Below are 16110 nucleotides of genomic sequence, written 5' to 3'. Positions count from 1 at the left end.
CCTGGGAACAGTTTCTCGGTCGAGATGGTTGACTTGTAAACTAACCCAGGGTCGACGTCGCGGCCCCGACCGAGAGGCTCAGCAATGCATGTAGGTGTGGACAGCTTCGTGTCCTCCGTAACCGACCCGACCGACGGCCGCGTGATCGGCGCTGCCGAGCGAATGGAGCATCTGCTCGAGGAGATCACACTCGCCGACCGGGTGGGTCTCTACTCGTTCGGGATCGGCGAGCACCACCGCAGCGAGTACTACGATTCCGCTCCGTCGATCATCCTGGCGGCCGCGGCAGCTCGCACGGAACGAATCCGGCTGGGTAGTGCGGTCAAGGTACTCAGTGCGGACGATCCGGTGCGAGTCTTCCAGGAATTCGCCACGCTGGATCTGATCTCGAAGGGGCGGACGGATCTGGTCGTGGGCCGCGGCTCGTTCACCGAGTCGTTCCCCTTGTTCGGTCTGGACCTGGCCGACTACGACTCGCTGTTCATCGAGAAGCTCGAGCTGCTGCTGCAGATCCGGGACAACGTCGAGGTGACGTGGTCGGGCAAGCACCGGCCGGCGCTGACGCGACAGAGCATCTATCCGCGTCCCATGCAGGATCCTCTGCCGATCTGGGTGGGTGTCGGCGGCAGTCCCGAATCATTCGCTCGCGCAGGTCTGTTGGGGCTGCCGCTGATGATCGCGATCATCGGCGGTGAGCCGCGCCAGTTCGCGCCGCTCGTCGATCTGTACCGCCGCGCGGGTGCGCAGGCAGGTCATGCGCCGGAGAAGTTGAAGGTGGGCCTGCACGTGTTCGGGTTCGTCGCGGAGACCACGCAGGCGGCGGCGGACACCATCTACCCCGGGTGGAACGAGATGTTCACGAAGATCTCGCGGGAGCGAGGATTTGCGCGACCGACCCGAGCGCAATTCGATGCCACGTCCGGACCGAACGGTGCCTTTTTCATGGGTGACCCGCAGACGGTGGCCGACAAGATCGCGCGAGTGGGCGAACAGCTCGGCGGTGTGGATCGGTTGTCTCTGCAGATGACCAATCCCCGCTTGGCTCACAGTGATCTGCTCCGCGGCATCGAGCTACTGGGAACGGAGGTCGCACCGCTGGTGGCCGATCTCTGACCGTGGGCTCGATCAGGACGAGCTAGCGGACCTACGGCCGGTTCTCCGGAGTTGCCTGGGCGATGGAATTTCTGGGGGGGAGCGGTAGGTCTCAGTTGGACAGCTCTCGTGCGCCCAGAGCCATTCATGCGGATGACGGAGCGTCTGGGCAAACATCAATGCTGCGGGTGTGCCAGGTCTGCTGCGGTGAGGCACTCGAGTGCCATACCGAGGGGCACGCCTTCGATGACCCGACGGAGCAGCCGTCGGTTGAGGGTCTGCTTCAGCAGTGAGCGGTACAGGCGCGGCGTGGCGGCGAGGGTGCGGGCGATCTCGAGTCCGCGTGCGTACGTGTGGTCGCGGGCGACGACTTCGTTGACGACTCCCAATCGCTCCGCGGTCGCTGCATCAACGACACCTCAGGTCCGGACACAGAACGGCCCACTCGCTTTACGACCTAATCGCGATCGCCAACCGACAATCATTCGGTGGCCACGAGGGCGCGATCATCGATAGCCCAATGACAGCATCGACTTCCGGTCTCCGTACTGCCCTCGGCCGAGTGCGTTGCCACGCCTACAACACCGGCGACGTCGCCGAGCTCAACAAGAACTGTGCGCAGCCGCAATCCTCTATGCGCTGGTTGGCCACACCCTTACTTTCCAGCGGTCCTGCGTAGCGCTCTCATTCCGGCCGGTGCGCAAAGCCTCCACGTATCCGAGCACTTCGAAAACATAGGATTCGGGACGAAGTGGAAACGAGTGCTCCCCGTTCGATTCGGTCGTGTCGAGATCTACCCGACCAGGTTCCCCCACCGTCACCTGGTGGCGGATAGCGATCGGCCACGTCCCCTCCTCCGACGGAGGTTCCGCGGTCCAGATTTCGACGCCCACCGGGAGCGCCGCGTTGTACGAAACCGGTGAGATGACCACGATATTGGCCTCGTCACCCGCGTACGACCCCTCCCCGATCGCGTCCTGCACCAACAGGTCCCAATCGGCCGTGCTGCCCGGCCCGCACCTGATGTAGAACTGGCCGTAGATGAGGGACAGTACGAAGTCATACTCCTGCTCGATCGTCGCTGCTGACATGGATCGCACTATTCCATGCCGTCGAGTGCCGTTTCCGAATGCTTCGGGTCGGGGGCCGCGGCCTGGAATCGATGCGGCCCGGAAGGCTCCCGGGTGTATCGACCATGTTCCGGCGACGGATCATCACAAGCTCTCGGCACGCCGGCATCACCGAGCGTGAGTTCGCGTACCGCGGCCCCTCCGGTTGACTATGCCCCGGCGCTGGCGAACAAGCGCAATGCGTCGTCGTGCTTATCAAGCTCGGTCAGCGTGCTCGACAGCTGCACCACGCACCGGCGACGCCGTTCACCGGTGATCCCCAGGTCGAGTGCGTGTCGTTACAGCCCCTCGGCGAGGGCCTCGTGACGAAACACCGAGACAACACGTCGACACCCCCCGGGAGCAGACTGCTTCCGTTCGGCGGACAAGATCTGGGCTCGATTCGTCAGCTGGCACCACCCGAACAGTCGACACACTGACATCGTCAACTCCTCGGTGTGGCAGCACGGTTGTCAGACGGTCGTCTTGTCGATCGCCGTCGTCAGGTCCACGATCTGGGCGGTGTAGCTCGCGTAGTTGTTGGTCGCGTCGGTGGTCCAGTCGGCGATGTTTCCGGCTTCCGCCGCCCGCACCGACGCCCACGTGGGTCGCTCAGCCTGCAGTTCCGCCAGTGGAGTCGAGTACGAACGAGTGTCCAACAGAACCAAACTCGGTTGGTACTGGCCCGCGTTCTCCCAACTCACCGGTGTGAACGATCCCGAGTCGGCGGCGCGAGGAACATCGGACTCGACCAATGTCAGGCCCCAGTCCTGGTAGTCGCGCAGTTCGGGGAACTCGTCGTTGATGGCGACGTAGTACTGGTCGGATGGAGAGATGGCTATCGCGGTCAGGCCCGGTTTGGCGGCGATGGCCTCTTTCAGGTCGGCGACTGCGGAGTCGTAGGTGCCGCGGTCGGCCGTGATCGCCTCGGTGTCGACGTCGGCGCCGAGTTCGGTGGCGAGCGCTTCGTAGTCCCGCAAGGTCTGCGACGAGGGCTTCTGCGCGGACACCGCGAGGAACGGTGCGACCTGCTCGAGGTTCTTGGCGAGGTCGGAGGTTGCGAGACCGAGGCCGCCGTACGCATCGCCGGCGTACCACCCGGTGATGATCACGTCGGGATCGAGGGCTGCGACCTGTTCGACGTCGATGTCGCCGTAAGCCTGCCCGACACTGTCGATCCCGTCGAGGTCGAGCCCCCGCAGCGGAATCGACGACTCGAACGAGCTACCACCCCAGATTCCGACGGGTCTGATGCCCAAGGGGATCAATGCCGCAGCGGCCTGTTCGCTGGCCACAATGCGCGATGGGACCGCGTCGAGCTCCACGGTGTCGCCGCGACCGTCCACGAAGCTGAAACCTGCTTCCGCGACGGCCTGCTGCTGCTCGGACGCGTCCTCGGACGACGAGCACCCACTCGAGGCCGCGCCACAGACAATCGTGACCACTGCACAGGCTGTCGCAAACTTCCGTCGAGAGGTGGCCGCTCGATCTGGTGAGGTCATGGAATGCAGCATGTTTTCCCGTTCGGTCCGAGTCAGGCAACCGTTGCCTCAGCGGAAGACTAGCCATATCCGCGCGGTTTCAGTGGGTCACGTTGTCGTACCGACAGTCGACTGACCCGATTGCCGACAGATCGGTTGCCATTCGTCTTGTATCAACACGACGCGCTGCCATGTGAACCATCGTCGGGCAGTGATTCGGGTGGCCCTGTTCAGTATCGGGTACCGCTCGTCGCCACACAATCAGATGTAATCGTCTGTCGCACTTTCTCGCTCGACGAGTCGTCCTGGCGCCGGATCGTTTCCCATGTGTTCGACGGCGCCGGCGCAGTGCGGGGGGTAGCTCGCTTGGAACAGGTCCGCGCTCGTTCGACGTCGCCACCGTTGCCGGCGTGACTCTGCGCGTCAACGCCCCCGTCAGCAACGCCCCGGTTGCGATCGCGAACGGAACGGTCAGCGCCATACCGAGTGCGGCCAGTACCGCTGCCGCGAACCACACCGTCACGGCCACCACGGGCAGACCCACGGGAGCGAACCGTCCGTCATCGTGGAAACCACACCCACACGAACCTGCGCGGACACCATTGCTGACGCGGTTACAGCACCCGCCGCCACTGCTCCGATCGGTGGAGCTCGATCGTCACCCAGACCGACTGGGAAAACGCCGGTGCCAGAATCGCGTGAGCGGTCGCCCACGACGGTTCCGAGTTGTACGCAGTGAACAGCCCGTCGCCGGCCACTTGTCGGAGATTGCCCATCGGCACACCGAGGAACTTGGCCCACGTCGACTCGTCATTCACCGCCGCGACCTCGACGGGCCCCGACACGTACGTCACGCGGGTCCCGAACACATTGCGTTCGTAGATCGATCCGTACTTCTGCGCATCACGCATCGCCCACTGGCTGGACTCGGTGACGTGCAGATCAAGGACGTCGCCAAGCACAGGTAGCCGTCGCGGTGGATGTGGCAGCATGCGGTCCACCGCTCGAACAGGTCCTACGGTGTTGTCGATCATCTCTGCTCCCCCTGCGTTTTTACGGTGAAACTCGACTCGGTCGGCCGGGGACGGCCGATCGCGCAAGTACTCGAACTTCTAACCCCCAGTCGCCAGACGGCTTGACCAGCACGTCCTCCAAAGCTCAGCGGGCTCGTCAACGTCGACCTCAGACTCGTCCCCGCAGATGGTCGAGACTTGGGTGAACGGCCACAGCTACACGACTCTTGTTCCAACCGTCTATCGGACCCAGTACAGACAAGAGGGCGACGCTCTGACCAGCAGAAACAAAGCGTGAATCTTCGCGCGGAGGGCCCGAACACGTGCGTTACGAGTTGAAAGTCATGAATAAGCAGCGAGTGGCACCGCAACCGAAAGAGCCCCTGATCAGCATAACCGCTGATCAGGGGCTCTTTTTGGTGCGCCCACAGGGACTCGAACCCCGGACCCAGTGACTATGCCCGCCTGAAACCAGGAATCCGAGTGAGACCACCAATGACCATCTGACCAGGGCGAATTAAGAGTCGAATGACCACACGGGACCACCACGGTTCAGGTGGGGCCGGAATGAAAGTCATGAATAAGTAGTGAGTGACCTCAGGAGTGTCGAGTCTGGCACCTAGCCGCTCTGGGTAGCCGTTGCAGGCAATCCACCCCCGGAATCGACAACTCTGCGAGACCCACCGGTCGTGTGATTGACCGGTCTGACTGTCAGCATTGTCGAACCACGGTGTGCAACGTGACGGGGGCGAACGAACGCGGCACCCGCGGCGTCAAGCCGGTTGACGTATCTCGCGCCAACGGCACAGGTGCGTACAAACCTGCGATCAGGAACTCCACTGTGACCAATCCCCGGACGGGCAGCCAGAGGGCATATGACCACGTGCGCGAGAGGTCAGAGCAGGCCAGGTGGGCGCGGTGACGACGGTGCAGGTGATTCCACACAGATCGTTGGTTTCGGGGACAGCCACTCAGGCAACGGCGGTGGCAGCACCACGCGAGGACATCGGCCGTGCGGTCCGTCGGCTACGGTCGGACGCACTGATGCGGCAATGCTTCAGATCGGCTCATTGTTGTCATAGCGGTCCAGCCACGACGCCATACGGGCGATGCTCCTACGGAAGGGTCGATGGCGAGGCCACGACAAGAATCCGTGGCGCGCTCCTTCCAGGACGTGGTAGTCGACGTCGACACCGGCTGCGACGAGCTCGCGGTGGAATGCGCTACCAGAGGCACGCAACCGATCCTGCTCTGCATCCAGCATCAGAGTCGGCGGATAGCGGCGCAGATCGGTTCCGCCAGGGAAAGCGGGACCAGGCCCGACGAGAGACTCGTCCCCAGTGTAATTCGCCGCGAGTCTCCTGAGCAGGCCCGCCTTGAACAACGGGCGCGCCATCCAGTCCAGACCTTCTTCTATCTCGCAAGAATCCGGCAGAACCGAATGGAACAAACCATAGGCCAAAATCGTGGAAGAGATCGCAGACGTTGAACGATCGAGTAATCGAAGAGTTGCCGACGCGGTGAGATTTGCACCCGCACTGGCCCCTCCCATGTGGATACCTGACCCGGAGTCGTTCGCCAACCAGCGCGCAACGTTGACGATGTCGTCCTGGGCGGCCGGGAACCTGTTCGGATGCGGTCCCGGCGCCGATGCGCCCCACAGCTTCGGGGTAGGGGCGAGCCGATAGTCGACGGTGACTACACGCCGCCCGAGCGCTGCAATCTCGCGTGCCGGCTGATCGGACTCCTTCATCTTGATGCTTCCACCCGAAAATCCGCCCCCGTGTATCCACAGAAGTGGCCTGCACTTCTCACTCGGGGCGATCGGACGATAGTCGCGAACAGGTATATTGCCTTGCTTTCCTGTCACTACCCGGTTCGTCACGTCGATAGCGTCGAACATTCGTTCCTCCTCATTGCCGTGACGAAGCTCGGCGCTGCGCCGTTTTCACTGACGGAGTCCACACACATATCGAAGCGCGACCCGTCCAGCGGGCAGCCACGGTGTGACTGTCGTTGTCGCCGAGAAGTGAAACCGACACCACGTGTCGACCCTCGACTAACGGGTTTTCTACCGTCGCCTCATCCGACGAGTCGGGCCGGTTGGGACGTGGTCCATTCGAAGGTGTGTCGCCCCGGGCCGACGTCATGAACTCGACCGTCCGGCAGTTGCACACGGGCGTCGGTTCCGGTCGGGATCTCGGTGTCCAGAACAGTTGTCGGCCCGTCCACGCGCCACTGCACGGACACAGTTCCGAACGGGGTCTCCACAGAGCCTTCGGCGAACGACAGTGCCCCACCGATCACGGGTGCGATGCCGACTCGCCGATAACCGGGTTCGAGTGGCGTGATGCCGAGCAGAGATTCCCGTAGCCAACCCACCACGGCGCCGAACGCGTAGTGGTTGTGGCTGGCTTCTCCACGCCCGTCGCTGCCGTAACCCTCCCAGGTCTCCCAGACAGTGGTCGCGCCCAGAGTTACCTGGTGCAGCCAGGATGGTGAGGTGTCCTGCATCAGCAGACGGAACGCGACATCGCTGCGGCCGTTGTCCACCAATGTCGCCAGCAGCAGCGGCGTGGAAAGAAAGCCGGTACCCAGATGATCTCCTGCGTCCTCGATCAAGTCGACCAATCGTGCCGTGGCCGCGGGTCGCTGAGTCGACGGCACCAGATCGAAGGCCAGGGCGCGAACATAGTCGTCCTGTCGGTCGGTGCCGATCCGACCGTCGGCGCGAATGAACGCCGCTTGCCAGGCGCGGCGGACGTTGTCTGCCAGGTGCGTGTACCGGGTTGCGTCGTCCTGCCGGCCGAGCACCTCGGCGATCTGTGCGAGCAGCCGAGCGGACGAGGCGAAATACGCAGTGGCCACGACGGCGCCTCGACGTGGGCCCTCGAGAATGTTCAGGGGGAATGTCTCGCCGGGCCGTAACCATTCACCCCAGTGGAAGCCGCTGTCCAGGACGTAGCGTTCGAGGTGCCCGACCCGGGTTCGGACGAACCGACGCTGCAGTCCTTTCTTGGTGCGAGCCTCACGCTCCATGTGTCCGACCCAGCGGCACATAGCCGTGTACTGCTCTTCCAGCACTCGGGTATCACCGTAATAGCGGTACATGTCCCAGGGAGTTCGGACGGCGACATCTCCCCACCCGGCCGAATTGGCCAGCGTCTCGGCAAGTGTGACCATGACTCGACCGACTGCGCTGGAAATCTCACCCGGGACGAAAGGCAGCACACGGCCGTCGGGCCTCTGGTCGATCGCCATGTTGCTCATGTATCGCCGCAGGAAAGCCTGTGAGTCGAGGATTCCCGTCGCTGCCGGGGTGAAGACCTGGATGTCCCCGGTCCACCCGGACCGTTCCCTGGTCGGGCAATCGGTCGCGGTATCGGTGAAGTTGCTTCGCGTACTCCAGAAAACGTTCTGCCACAGCTGAGTGAGTCGCTGGTCGGAACACGAGAACGATCCTGTCGTGGACAGTCGAGACGACAGCACCACGAATTCGACATCGTCGATCGTGAGGTCCGACGTCAACCCGTCGACCTCCAGATAGCGGAACCCGTGAATGGTGAACCAGGGCTGGAACCAGCGCTCGACGCCGTCGAGCACGACCTGGTCTCGTTGGAACCAGGGCCGCTTCTTGTTCGCTTGGATGTACTCCGTGTCGAGTTCACCGTCGGCGGTCGTCAATTCACTGTGAGTGAGCGTCACTGTCGAACCCGCTGGGCCCGACAGTCGGACACGCACGACGCCGGCGGCGTTCTGACCGAAGTCGACCAACTGCTTGCCCGAAGGAGATCGCCACACGCGCTGTGCGGCGAGTCGTTCGACCTCTCCCACCCGCGGGACCTCCTCGGATATCACCCGACGCGGATGCTGCGGAAGTATCTCTGCGGGAGTGAATCTCGACGGCACGTCGTGACCGTCGAGCCAGTCCTCGTCCGAGATGCGGTAATCGACCCGCTCACCGTATTTGGGATCCGACCCGGTGATCCGACCCGGCCCTGCGAACCAGTTCTCCTTCCCGGTTTCCCACGTCACGGTGGTTCCGTCGGCGAGATCCAACTCGACCTGCATGGAGGCCGCGAGCCGGTCTCCGTACACGCGCCGACGATTCAGGAATCCGAGTCGGCCACGAAAACGCCCGTCTCCGACGGCAATAGCGACGACGTTGTGGCCAGTCCGGAAGGCCTCGGTGACATCGTATGTCTGGTGTTCGACCACGTCGTCGAACGGTGTCCACCGCGGAACCAGAGAAGGACCCGTGAGGTCGACACCGTTGACGAAAAGTCGATACCACCCCAATGCGGTCGCGTGGGCCCGACCCCGGACCACAGCTGCCGGCAGGGTCAGGTCACCTCGCAGGTACAGCGCTGCATCGTCGTTCGGCGAGCTCGGCTCCGGTCCTGTGATCCAGCTGTCGGCGCTCCACCGTTCGTTGTCGATACCGGTTTCGAAGGTGGCCGCCTCACTCCAGGGGCCGGGTTCGTCGTCCTTGTCGGACCACACCCGCACACGCCAGGAGTAGGCCGTGGCGGCTGTGAGTGGTGCGCCCGCGTACCGGACGCCGTAGGGCAGGTGAGACTCGATTCTGCCGCTCTCCCACAGGAGCGCATCGGTGAAATCCTCGCCCTCGGCGACCTGCACCATGTAGGCCACTTGGATCAGATCGGCGCCGCGAGGACCGAGAAGCCACGAGAATTCCGGGTTCTCGACGCCGATCCCGATCGGGTCGACCAAGCAGTCGGTACGTAGCCGGAGCGCGTGCAGCCCGGTCGCATTCGAGATGGTCACGTCAGAGTTCGGGGTCATTCAATTCTCCCATCGAGTGAGCAAGGACGGCGCTGCGAGCAGCGGGACTTGGCTGCAGAAACTTCATCGAGAACCACCGACACCGTGGCGGAGCGTGTCCGAGTGCGGTCCGGGGCGGGCTCAGAGAGTCGATCGCGCAGGAGACCTCGGATCGATGTGGATCTTCGGCCCGTCTCCCGCTCCCTCGGGGCGCCACCCCGCCAGCACATCTGCGACGCTGTCGAGCCCGACTGTTGCGGCGACCAACGGCGCGGGATCGACATGACCGGCCGCGTACGCAGCCACCGTGTCGGACAACCCGGGTGAGGCCGAGAGGATACCGACCGCGGTGATGTCGCCGAGAACGATATCTCGTGTGTCGACCACACTTTCGCTCCCCGCGAGACCTATGTAGACGACGCGTCCACCTGGTTCCACGAGGTCCACGGCACGCGCGGGAGCGTTCGGGTCGTTGCTGGCGTCGACGACGGCGTCGAACGGTATGTCGACCAGCGTGTCCGCCGTCCACACATTGTCGAATCCGAGGCTACGGGCGAACTGCATCGACGCTTCCGACAGGCCCAGCACGTGGGTCTCGACTCCCCACGACCGAGTGAACATGGCGGTCAGGAGTCCGATCGTCCCCGGGCCGATGATCAGTACACGGTCCCCCTTCGTGACCGATGCAGCCGATGCTGCGCGGAGGGCGTTGCCCCCGGGCTCCACCAGCGCGCCGAGAACAGCGTCCACGGAATCGGGGAGCTCGTGCAGCGACGATGCGGGCACTGCGATCTGCTCGGCCAGGGCACCGGGGCGCCCTCCGCGGACGCCGACCTCGGTCCGCTGTTCGCAGACGTGTTGCTGTCCACGACGGCACCGCCTACATGTGCCGTCCCCCAGCATCGTGTCCCCCATCACGCGCTTGCCGATCCAGGACGCATCGACGTCCCCTCCGACTGCGCTGACCGTGCCCGCCCACTCGTGCCCGAGGCGCATGGGATAGGACGCGAAACCTTGCTCGAGATAGGCCATCTCACCATCGAAGAACTCGACGTCCGTACCGCAGACCCCGACGCGCTCGACGTCGACGACCACCTCACCCCGAGCCGGGACGGGCAGGGGCACGTCGTACACGCCGCCCTCACCCGGGGCCGTCACCACGAACGCACGCATGGTCGTCATCGCGGTGCGACGACGGTCTGCCGTTGGGCGCCGAGACCGTCGATACCCAGCTCAACCACGTCGCCGACCTGCAGCCATTGCGCGGGTGTGAAGCCCATTCCCACGCCGGGCGGTGTGCCGGTGTTGATGAGGTCACCGGGCTCGAGGACGAGGAACTGACTGAGGTAGTGCACGATGACGTACGGATCGAAGATCATGGTCCCGGTGGAACCGTCCTGCTTCCGCACGCCGTTGACATCGAGCCACATTCCCAGGGCGAGAACATCGTCGATCTCGTCCGTCGTGACCAACCAGGGCCCGGCGGGATTGAAGGTCTCGGCGGACTTGCCTTTCGCCCATTGGCCACCACGCTCGAGTTGGAACGCTCGTTCGCTGACATCGTTGACCACGACGTATCCGGCGATGCATCGCCGGGCCTGCTCGGGGCTGTCCAGATAGCTCGTTCGTTCGCCGATGACGATGCCCAGTTCGACCTCCCAGTCCGGCTTGGTCGCCCCTCGCGGTAGACGCACGTCGTCGTTCGGCCCCACCAGGGTGTTCGGCGACTTCGTGAACAGGATGGGTTCGGCGGGAACGGCCTGGCCGGTTTCTGCGGCGTGGTCGCTGTAATTCAGTCCGATACAGAGAATTTGGTGCGGCCGGGCGATGGGGGCGCCGATACGCTCGCCGGCGAACTCGTGCACGTCACCCGCCGCGGCGCGCTCGGCCACGACGATCCTCACTCGTTCCAGACCGCCCGACCCGAAGAACGCCTCGTCCACGTCATCGACCACGTCGCTCAAGTCGACATAGTGACGCTCGTCGACACGCGCGACCGGTTTCTCGGATCCGTGTTCACCTATCCGCATCAAGTACATGGCACTCCTGTCCGGGGACATCGAAGGTCCGCTCGATCACGAAGACGGATCGAGTCGGTGGTGTAGCAGTGACCGATGGTCAGGGACTCGTCAAGTCCCGCGTCATATGTTTGATCTCGTCCATGGCGTCGAGAAGCGAACTCAGGGGCGTCCGATACGCGAGCGCGCTGATGCTCAGCGCACCGGACGGAACCGACGACGACACCGAGTAGACCGGGAGGGAGACACAATTGATGCCCATCTCGTTCTCCTGGTCGTCGATGGAGAAACCCCGCTCGCGAGTCGCCGCGAAATCATCGTGGAGATCGTTCACGGTGCACAGGGTGTTCGGAGTCCGCCTCACCAGGTCGAAGGAACCGACCCACGACTTGACTTCCGATCGGGTCCGAAGTCGACACGCCAACAACATCTTTCCGACGCCGGTAGCGTGCGCCGGGTTGCGGCCACCGATCATCGAGGTCAATCGCACGCTCCCGACGCCGGGATCGACCTTGGCTCGGTACACCACTTCGCGCCCGTCGAGAACCGCATAGTGGGTCGTCTCCCCGAACCGATCCGAAAGCGCCTCGAGCACCGGCTGCATGCGAAGGTGTTCCGGTCGCGCTTCGTGGAAGGCGAACGCCATTCGCAGCACCTCGTCGCCGAGCAGGTACTTGCCTCGGCCGTCCTGGTCGGCCAGGCCCGCTCGCCGCAGGGAACTCAACGCGCGGTGCACCGTGGGTTTGGGGCTTCCGGACGCCTGCGTCAGTTCGTCCAGCGACGCACCATCGGGAAACCTCGCCAGATCCTTGAGAACCGCCAGTACTCGGTCCGAGCCCACCAACCTCGATTCGGCGCCCGAACCCGCGGACACCGCGTCGATCCTCGACGACTTCGTTGTTCCCGGTCTAGACTCCATATTCCATATAGTAAATCATCGTTTCGATAATCGGAAGGTGCGGGATGACGCTCCGAAGCTCGACGTGGTACGACGGAGACGGGCGGAATGCGTACATCCACCGTGCGTGGATGCGTCGCGGTACGCCGGGTGACAGCTTCTCCGGACGACCGCAGATCGCGATCGCCAACACCGCGTCCGACCTCACCCCCTGCAACGCCCACCTGTCCGAGGTGGCCGTCTCCGTCAAGAACGGCATCTACGAGGCGGGGGGCATTCCCCTCGAACTACCCGTCATGTCGCTGGGTGAGACCCAGGTCAGACCGACAGCGATGCTGTGGCGCAACCTGGCCGCCATGTCGACCGAGGAGATGCTCAGAGCCAACCCGATCGACGGCGTCGTACTCCTGGGTGGATGCGACAAGACCATCCCCTCACTCCTGATGGGCGCTGCCTCGGTCGATCTGCCCGCGGTCGTCGTCCCCGGCGGCCCGATGATCACCGGCACCTTCCGTGGACAGCCACTCGGCTGCGGAACGGACGTGTGGCGATTGTCGGAAGAAGTACGCGCCGGCGAGCTGAGCAGCGCCGAGTTCACCCGATCCGAATCATCGATGATTCGCAGTCGCGGACACTGCAACACGATGGGGACGGCGTCGACGATGGCGCTCGTCGCCGAGGCTCTCGGGGCCGTGCTCCCCGGCCTCGCCGGAACTCCCGCACCGGACAGCCGTCTTCTCGAGATGGCCCACGCCACCGGACGGCTGGCGGTCGAGATGGTCACCGAGGATCGACGCCCCAGTACCCTCTGGACCGACAGATCGTTCCACAACGCTATCGTCGCTCTCGCTGCGACGGGCGGCTCCACCAACGCCGTGGTCCACCTGCTCGCCATTGCCGGACGACTCGGCATCGACCTCACTCTCGACGACTTCGACCGCATCGGTTCCCGCGTACCCGTGCTCGTGGATCTCCTCCCGGCCGGCCGCTTCCTGATGGACGACTTCCACAGGGCCGGAGGCCTTCTCGCCGTGCTACGCCAAGTGAGAGATCTGCTGGACCCCACCGCTCTCACCGTCACGGGGAGACCGCTCGTCGACTACTTGGACGACGCCCCCATCTGGGATCACGAAGTCATCCGGACACGCGACACCCCCCTTCTCGAGGAAGGCGGGATCGCGGTGCTGCGCGGCAACCTGGCGCCCGACGGTGCCGTCATCAAGCCTGCAGCGGCATCCGCCCACCTCGTACGACACCGCGGCAAGGCCGTGGTCTTCGACAGCATCGAGGACTTCCGAGCACGGATCGACGACCCGGACCTCGACGTCGACGCCACCTCGGTCCTGGTCCTGCGCGGCTGCGGGCCACGCGGTTATCCCGGAATGCCGGAGGTGTCCAACATGCCTCTACCCAAGAAACTGCTCGAGCAAGGCGTCCGAGACATGGTGCGCATCAGCGACGGCCGCATGAGCGGGACGGCGTACGGCACAGTGGTTCTGCATGTCTCGCCGGAATCCGCCGCCGACGGCCCGCTGGCACGGATCAGGACGGGAGATGTGGTGGTGCTGGACGTCGCCGCCCGGCGCCTCGACGTCGAGATCACGGACAGCGAGTGGCTCGAGCGGACACACGACAGTTCGACGGCCGAAGCGTACGCAGCACCGTCACGAGGCTGGGAACGGCTCTACATCGACCATGTGATGCAGGCACACACCGGTGCCGACCTCGACTTTCTCGCCGGATCCTCGGGCTCCGAGGTCACCCGCGAGTCGCACTGACCGCCACCGTCGGTCGAGGCCTCTCCGATCGGCCAGTGCGACAGGAGCCGATGTGCGTGGAGTCGCGGTGGAGGCCGCCAGGATGTCGACCTACCCACCGTCCGAAGCAGCCTGCGTGCTCCGGCGCGTACCGGTCGACACCCGTGGAAGATCGAGCCGGAGCGTGTCCAGCACGACCCGGTGACGAACAGACTTGGACGTTTCGGGGCCTTCGTCATACGACCGCAACGCGGGGTGCAGCGAGAATCTGGGATATGCCCCGCCGCTGATCTGGACGCGCAGCCGGTGTCCGGCAGCGAATTCGTACATCATCGGCTCGAGTTCCACGTCGACGACCCGCGGTCCGGTCCAGTTCCCACGATCGTCGAAGCGAACTATTGCGTCACTCACATTCCGAGACCGCCCCCGTGTGTCCACGTCCGTCAGGCGTACGAACAGATCGAAGTCGGATTGCGTGGACTCGACCTCCACGCCGAGGCGCGGTCGACCTCCCACCAGCAACGGCGCAGCGAGTGGCTCACTGGTCACGAACACGACGTCCCCTCGGGCCTCCAGTTCGTTGTTGTTGCGCACTCCGGCTCCGGGTCCCATGTGCGCGCCTCCGATCGACGGCGTGGGATCACGTGCGTCGTAGGTGAACTCGGCAACGCCTCCCCGTTCGAGGCTCAGTGGACGGCCCTCACCACCGAATCGCACTGTGTCGGCATGCGGCGGCCACGAGTCCACCACGAGCTCGCGCGGCCTGGTCTTCGACTTTCCCCCCACCAGGGCAGTGATCCTGGAGCCGGCACGGGTCTCGCCGTCGGCCGAGAGCGGTGCGGATCTGTTCGGCAGACTCTTCAGCCAGTCCAGAGTCGCGTCGGATTCGGCGGGACTGAGCGCCGACCTCAGCTTGGAGTCGGCATGGCCGTCGAAAGCGATCCGGCCTTCGACATCGACGGCTCGCCGCTGGAGCGACTCGATCTGTTCGAGAGACTGACCCAGGAACACGTCATGCCACGCGCCGATCACCAGGACGGGCCTGCTCACCGTGGCGAGGGGTCCGTCGTGCCGATAGTCCGCCCAGTAGACGTCCGACGGGTCCGGATGGAGCAGCCACTCGTCGAACCACTGTGCGCGCAGTCGCATCGACCGACTCGACATGTCACGGAGTGATTTCCGAGCCAGTGCAGCGGCGTTGTCCTTCGCGTCCTTGCGAAGATCGTTCAACATCGCCAGACCAGAGGTGGGCGCACTTCGTCGCCTCGCCATCATCCGGCTCCACCCGAAGAAGCTCACGAGCTCGAAAGGCCCTCTCCCCCACAAGACCTTCCCGATATCGTGGGGCCCGACCGAGGTCACCATCCCGAGCCATTCCGGTACATCGGACTCTGCGAGTGCCCACTGTGCGAAGGCACTGTAGCTCTTCCCGATGGTGACGAAACCGCGGTACCAGGGTTGATGCTTCAGCCACCGGAGTATTCGTGCACCGTCCGCCGCCTCGTCCCTCATCGCCCAGTAGTCGCCGCCCGAAGTATCGGTTCCGCGGGATGCGATCACGAGTACGTCGTAGCCTCGGGATGCGTAGAAGGCGGCCTCGCTGTCACTCGCCTTCAAACCGTACGGGGTGCACAGAAGCAGGAATGGGTTCGCCGTTCCCGCCTCGGCGAGGTATCGACGAGTTGCGAGAGCAACACCGTCTCCGACCGGAATTCTGGGGCCTTCACCCACCTCGTACCTGCTCGTGGGCGCGCTCGCTCCTGTGATTCGCCAGATGCTCCGGCTCACCAGGGACGGGCCTCGCTCGGTCGTCGAGCCATGTGAGTCCGCCGTGGTCGTCTCGAACATCCAGCATTCCTCTCCGGTTCTTGCGTCGACGCAGCGCGCGACTCGGCGTCGTGGCGCGGCGTTCTCCTGATCCTCGTGCTTACCGTTGCGGCACCGTTTATTTCGTGCC

General features: G+C 64.3%; 12 protein-coding genes and 1 pseudogene. 2 read left to right on the top strand and 11 right to left on the bottom strand.

Going from position 1 to position 16110, the window contains the following annotated elements; translation table 11 throughout:
* Window positions 1–84 precede the first annotated feature (84 nt).
* Window positions 85–1113, top strand: coding sequence for an LLM class flavin-dependent oxidoreductase (locus HQ325_RS16915; RefSeq protein ID WP_222631286.1), 1029 nt, complete (start codon window positions 85–87; stop codon window positions 1111–1113).
* 155 nt (window positions 1114–1268) lie between these two features.
* On the opposite strand, the gene HQ325_RS16910 is transcribed toward HQ325_RS16915, so the two are convergent.
* The 10 genes and pseudogenes from HQ325_RS16910 to HQ325_RS16865 form a co-directional block, all read right to left on the bottom strand.
* Window positions 1269–1481 carry a hypothetical protein gene (locus HQ325_RS16910; protein WP_222631285.1) on the bottom strand — a complete coding sequence of 71 codons (213 nt, stop codon included), beginning with the start codon at window positions 1479–1481 and terminating at the stop codon, window positions 1269–1271.
* 243 nt (window positions 1482–1724) lie between these two features.
* Entirely contained in the window at window positions 1725–2183 is a 459-nt protein-coding gene (locus HQ325_RS16905; RefSeq protein WP_222631284.1) for a hypothetical protein, read from the bottom strand.
* Between the two features lie 188 nt (window positions 2184–2371).
* A pseudogene (locus tag HQ325_RS22990) lies at window positions 2372–2488 on the bottom strand (tetratricopeptide repeat protein); the annotation flags it as partial.
* A 186-nt stretch (window positions 2489–2674) separates the two neighbouring features.
* Window positions 2675–3646 (bottom strand): ABC transporter substrate-binding protein, encoded by a 972-nt coding sequence (locus HQ325_RS16895; RefSeq protein ID WP_222631283.1) that lies wholly within the window; start codon window positions 3644–3646, stop codon window positions 2675–2677.
* Window positions 3647–4296: 650 nt separating this feature from the next.
* On the bottom strand, window positions 4297–4716 hold the full coding sequence (locus tag HQ325_RS16890) for a cytochrome P450 (RefSeq protein ID WP_222631281.1): 420 nt from the start codon (window positions 4714–4716) through the stop codon (window positions 4297–4299).
* A gap of 1036 nt (window positions 4717–5752) precedes the next feature.
* Window positions 5753–6598, bottom strand: a complete 846-nt coding sequence (locus HQ325_RS16885; RefSeq protein WP_222631280.1) for an alpha/beta hydrolase — start codon at window positions 6596–6598, stop codon at window positions 5753–5755.
* Window positions 6599–6777: 179 nt separating this feature from the next.
* The gene (locus HQ325_RS16880; RefSeq protein WP_222631278.1) at window positions 6778–9501 is read right to left on the bottom strand and encodes an alpha-L-rhamnosidase; all 2724 of its coding nucleotides are present in this window, start codon (window positions 9499–9501) and stop codon (window positions 6778–6780) included.
* A 120-nt stretch (window positions 9502–9621) separates the two neighbouring features.
* On the bottom strand, window positions 9622–10662 hold the full coding sequence (locus tag HQ325_RS16875) for a zinc-binding dehydrogenase (protein WP_222631276.1): 1041 nt from the start codon (window positions 10660–10662) through the stop codon (window positions 9622–9624).
* Complete coding sequence (locus tag HQ325_RS16870; protein ID WP_308014781.1) at window positions 10659–11435, bottom strand: fumarylacetoacetate hydrolase family protein; 777 nt, start codon at window positions 11433–11435, stop codon at window positions 10659–10661. The genes HQ325_RS16875 and HQ325_RS16870 overlap by 4 nt, the downstream gene beginning before the upstream one ends.
* A gap of 163 nt (window positions 11436–11598) precedes the next feature.
* Window positions 11599–12417, bottom strand: coding sequence for an IclR family transcriptional regulator (locus tag HQ325_RS16865; protein WP_222074438.1), 819 nt, complete (start codon window positions 12415–12417; stop codon window positions 11599–11601).
* A 44-nt stretch (window positions 12418–12461) separates the two neighbouring features.
* Between HQ325_RS16865 and HQ325_RS16860 the strand changes: the two genes are divergently transcribed.
* Window positions 12462–14174, top strand: a complete 1713-nt coding sequence (locus HQ325_RS16860) for an IlvD/Edd family dehydratase (RefSeq protein ID WP_222074437.1) — start codon at window positions 12462–12464, stop codon at window positions 14172–14174.
* Window positions 14175–14264: 90 nt separating this feature from the next.
* Here the strand turns inward: HQ325_RS16860 and HQ325_RS16855 are convergent, their stop codons facing one another.
* Window positions 14265–16001: a CocE/NonD family hydrolase gene (locus HQ325_RS16855; RefSeq protein WP_222631274.1), complete on the bottom strand. Its 1737-nt coding sequence runs from the start codon at window positions 15999–16001 to the stop codon at window positions 14265–14267.
* Window positions 16002–16110: the final 109 nt, after the last annotated feature.

Origin of the sequence: Rhodococcus sp. BP-349 (assembly GCF_019835845.1) — a bacterium.
Taxonomy (GTDB): Bacteria; Actinomycetota; Actinomycetes; order Mycobacteriales; family Mycobacteriaceae; genus Rhodococcoides.
This window is presented reverse-complemented; position numbering and strand designations above follow the sequence as displayed.

Excerpts from the sequence above, each read along its gene's own strand:
- HQ325_RS16915 (WP_222631286.1), top strand. The coding sequence starts at position 85 with ATGCATGTAGGTGTGGACAGCTTCGTGTCCTCCGTAACCGACCCGACC.
- HQ325_RS16905 (WP_222631284.1), bottom strand. The coding sequence starts at position 2,183 with ATGTCAGCAGCGACGATCGAGCAGGAGTATGACTTCGTACTGTCCCTC.
- HQ325_RS16890 (WP_222631281.1), bottom strand. The coding sequence starts at position 4,716 with ATGATCGACAACACCGTAGGACCTGTTCGAGCGGTGGACCGCATGCTG.
- HQ325_RS16885 (WP_222631280.1), bottom strand. The coding sequence starts at position 6,598 with ATGTTCGACGCTATCGACGTGACGAACCGGGTAGTGACAGGAAAGCAA.
- HQ325_RS16880 (WP_222631278.1), bottom strand. The coding sequence starts at position 9,501 with ATGACCCCGAACTCTGACGTGACCATCTCGAATGCGACCGGGCTGCAC.
- HQ325_RS16875 (WP_222631276.1), bottom strand. The coding sequence starts at position 10,662 with ATGACGACCATGCGTGCGTTCGTGGTGACGGCCCCGGGTGAGGGCGGC.
- HQ325_RS16865 (WP_222074438.1), bottom strand. The coding sequence starts at position 12,417 with ATGGAGTCTAGACCGGGAACAACGAAGTCGTCGAGGATCGACGCGGTG.
- HQ325_RS16860 (WP_222074437.1), top strand. The coding sequence starts at position 12,462 with ATGACGCTCCGAAGCTCGACGTGGTACGACGGAGACGGGCGGAATGCG.
- HQ325_RS16855 (WP_222631274.1), bottom strand. The coding sequence starts at position 16,001 with ATGTTCGAGACGACCACGGCGGACTCACATGGCTCGACGACCGAGCGA.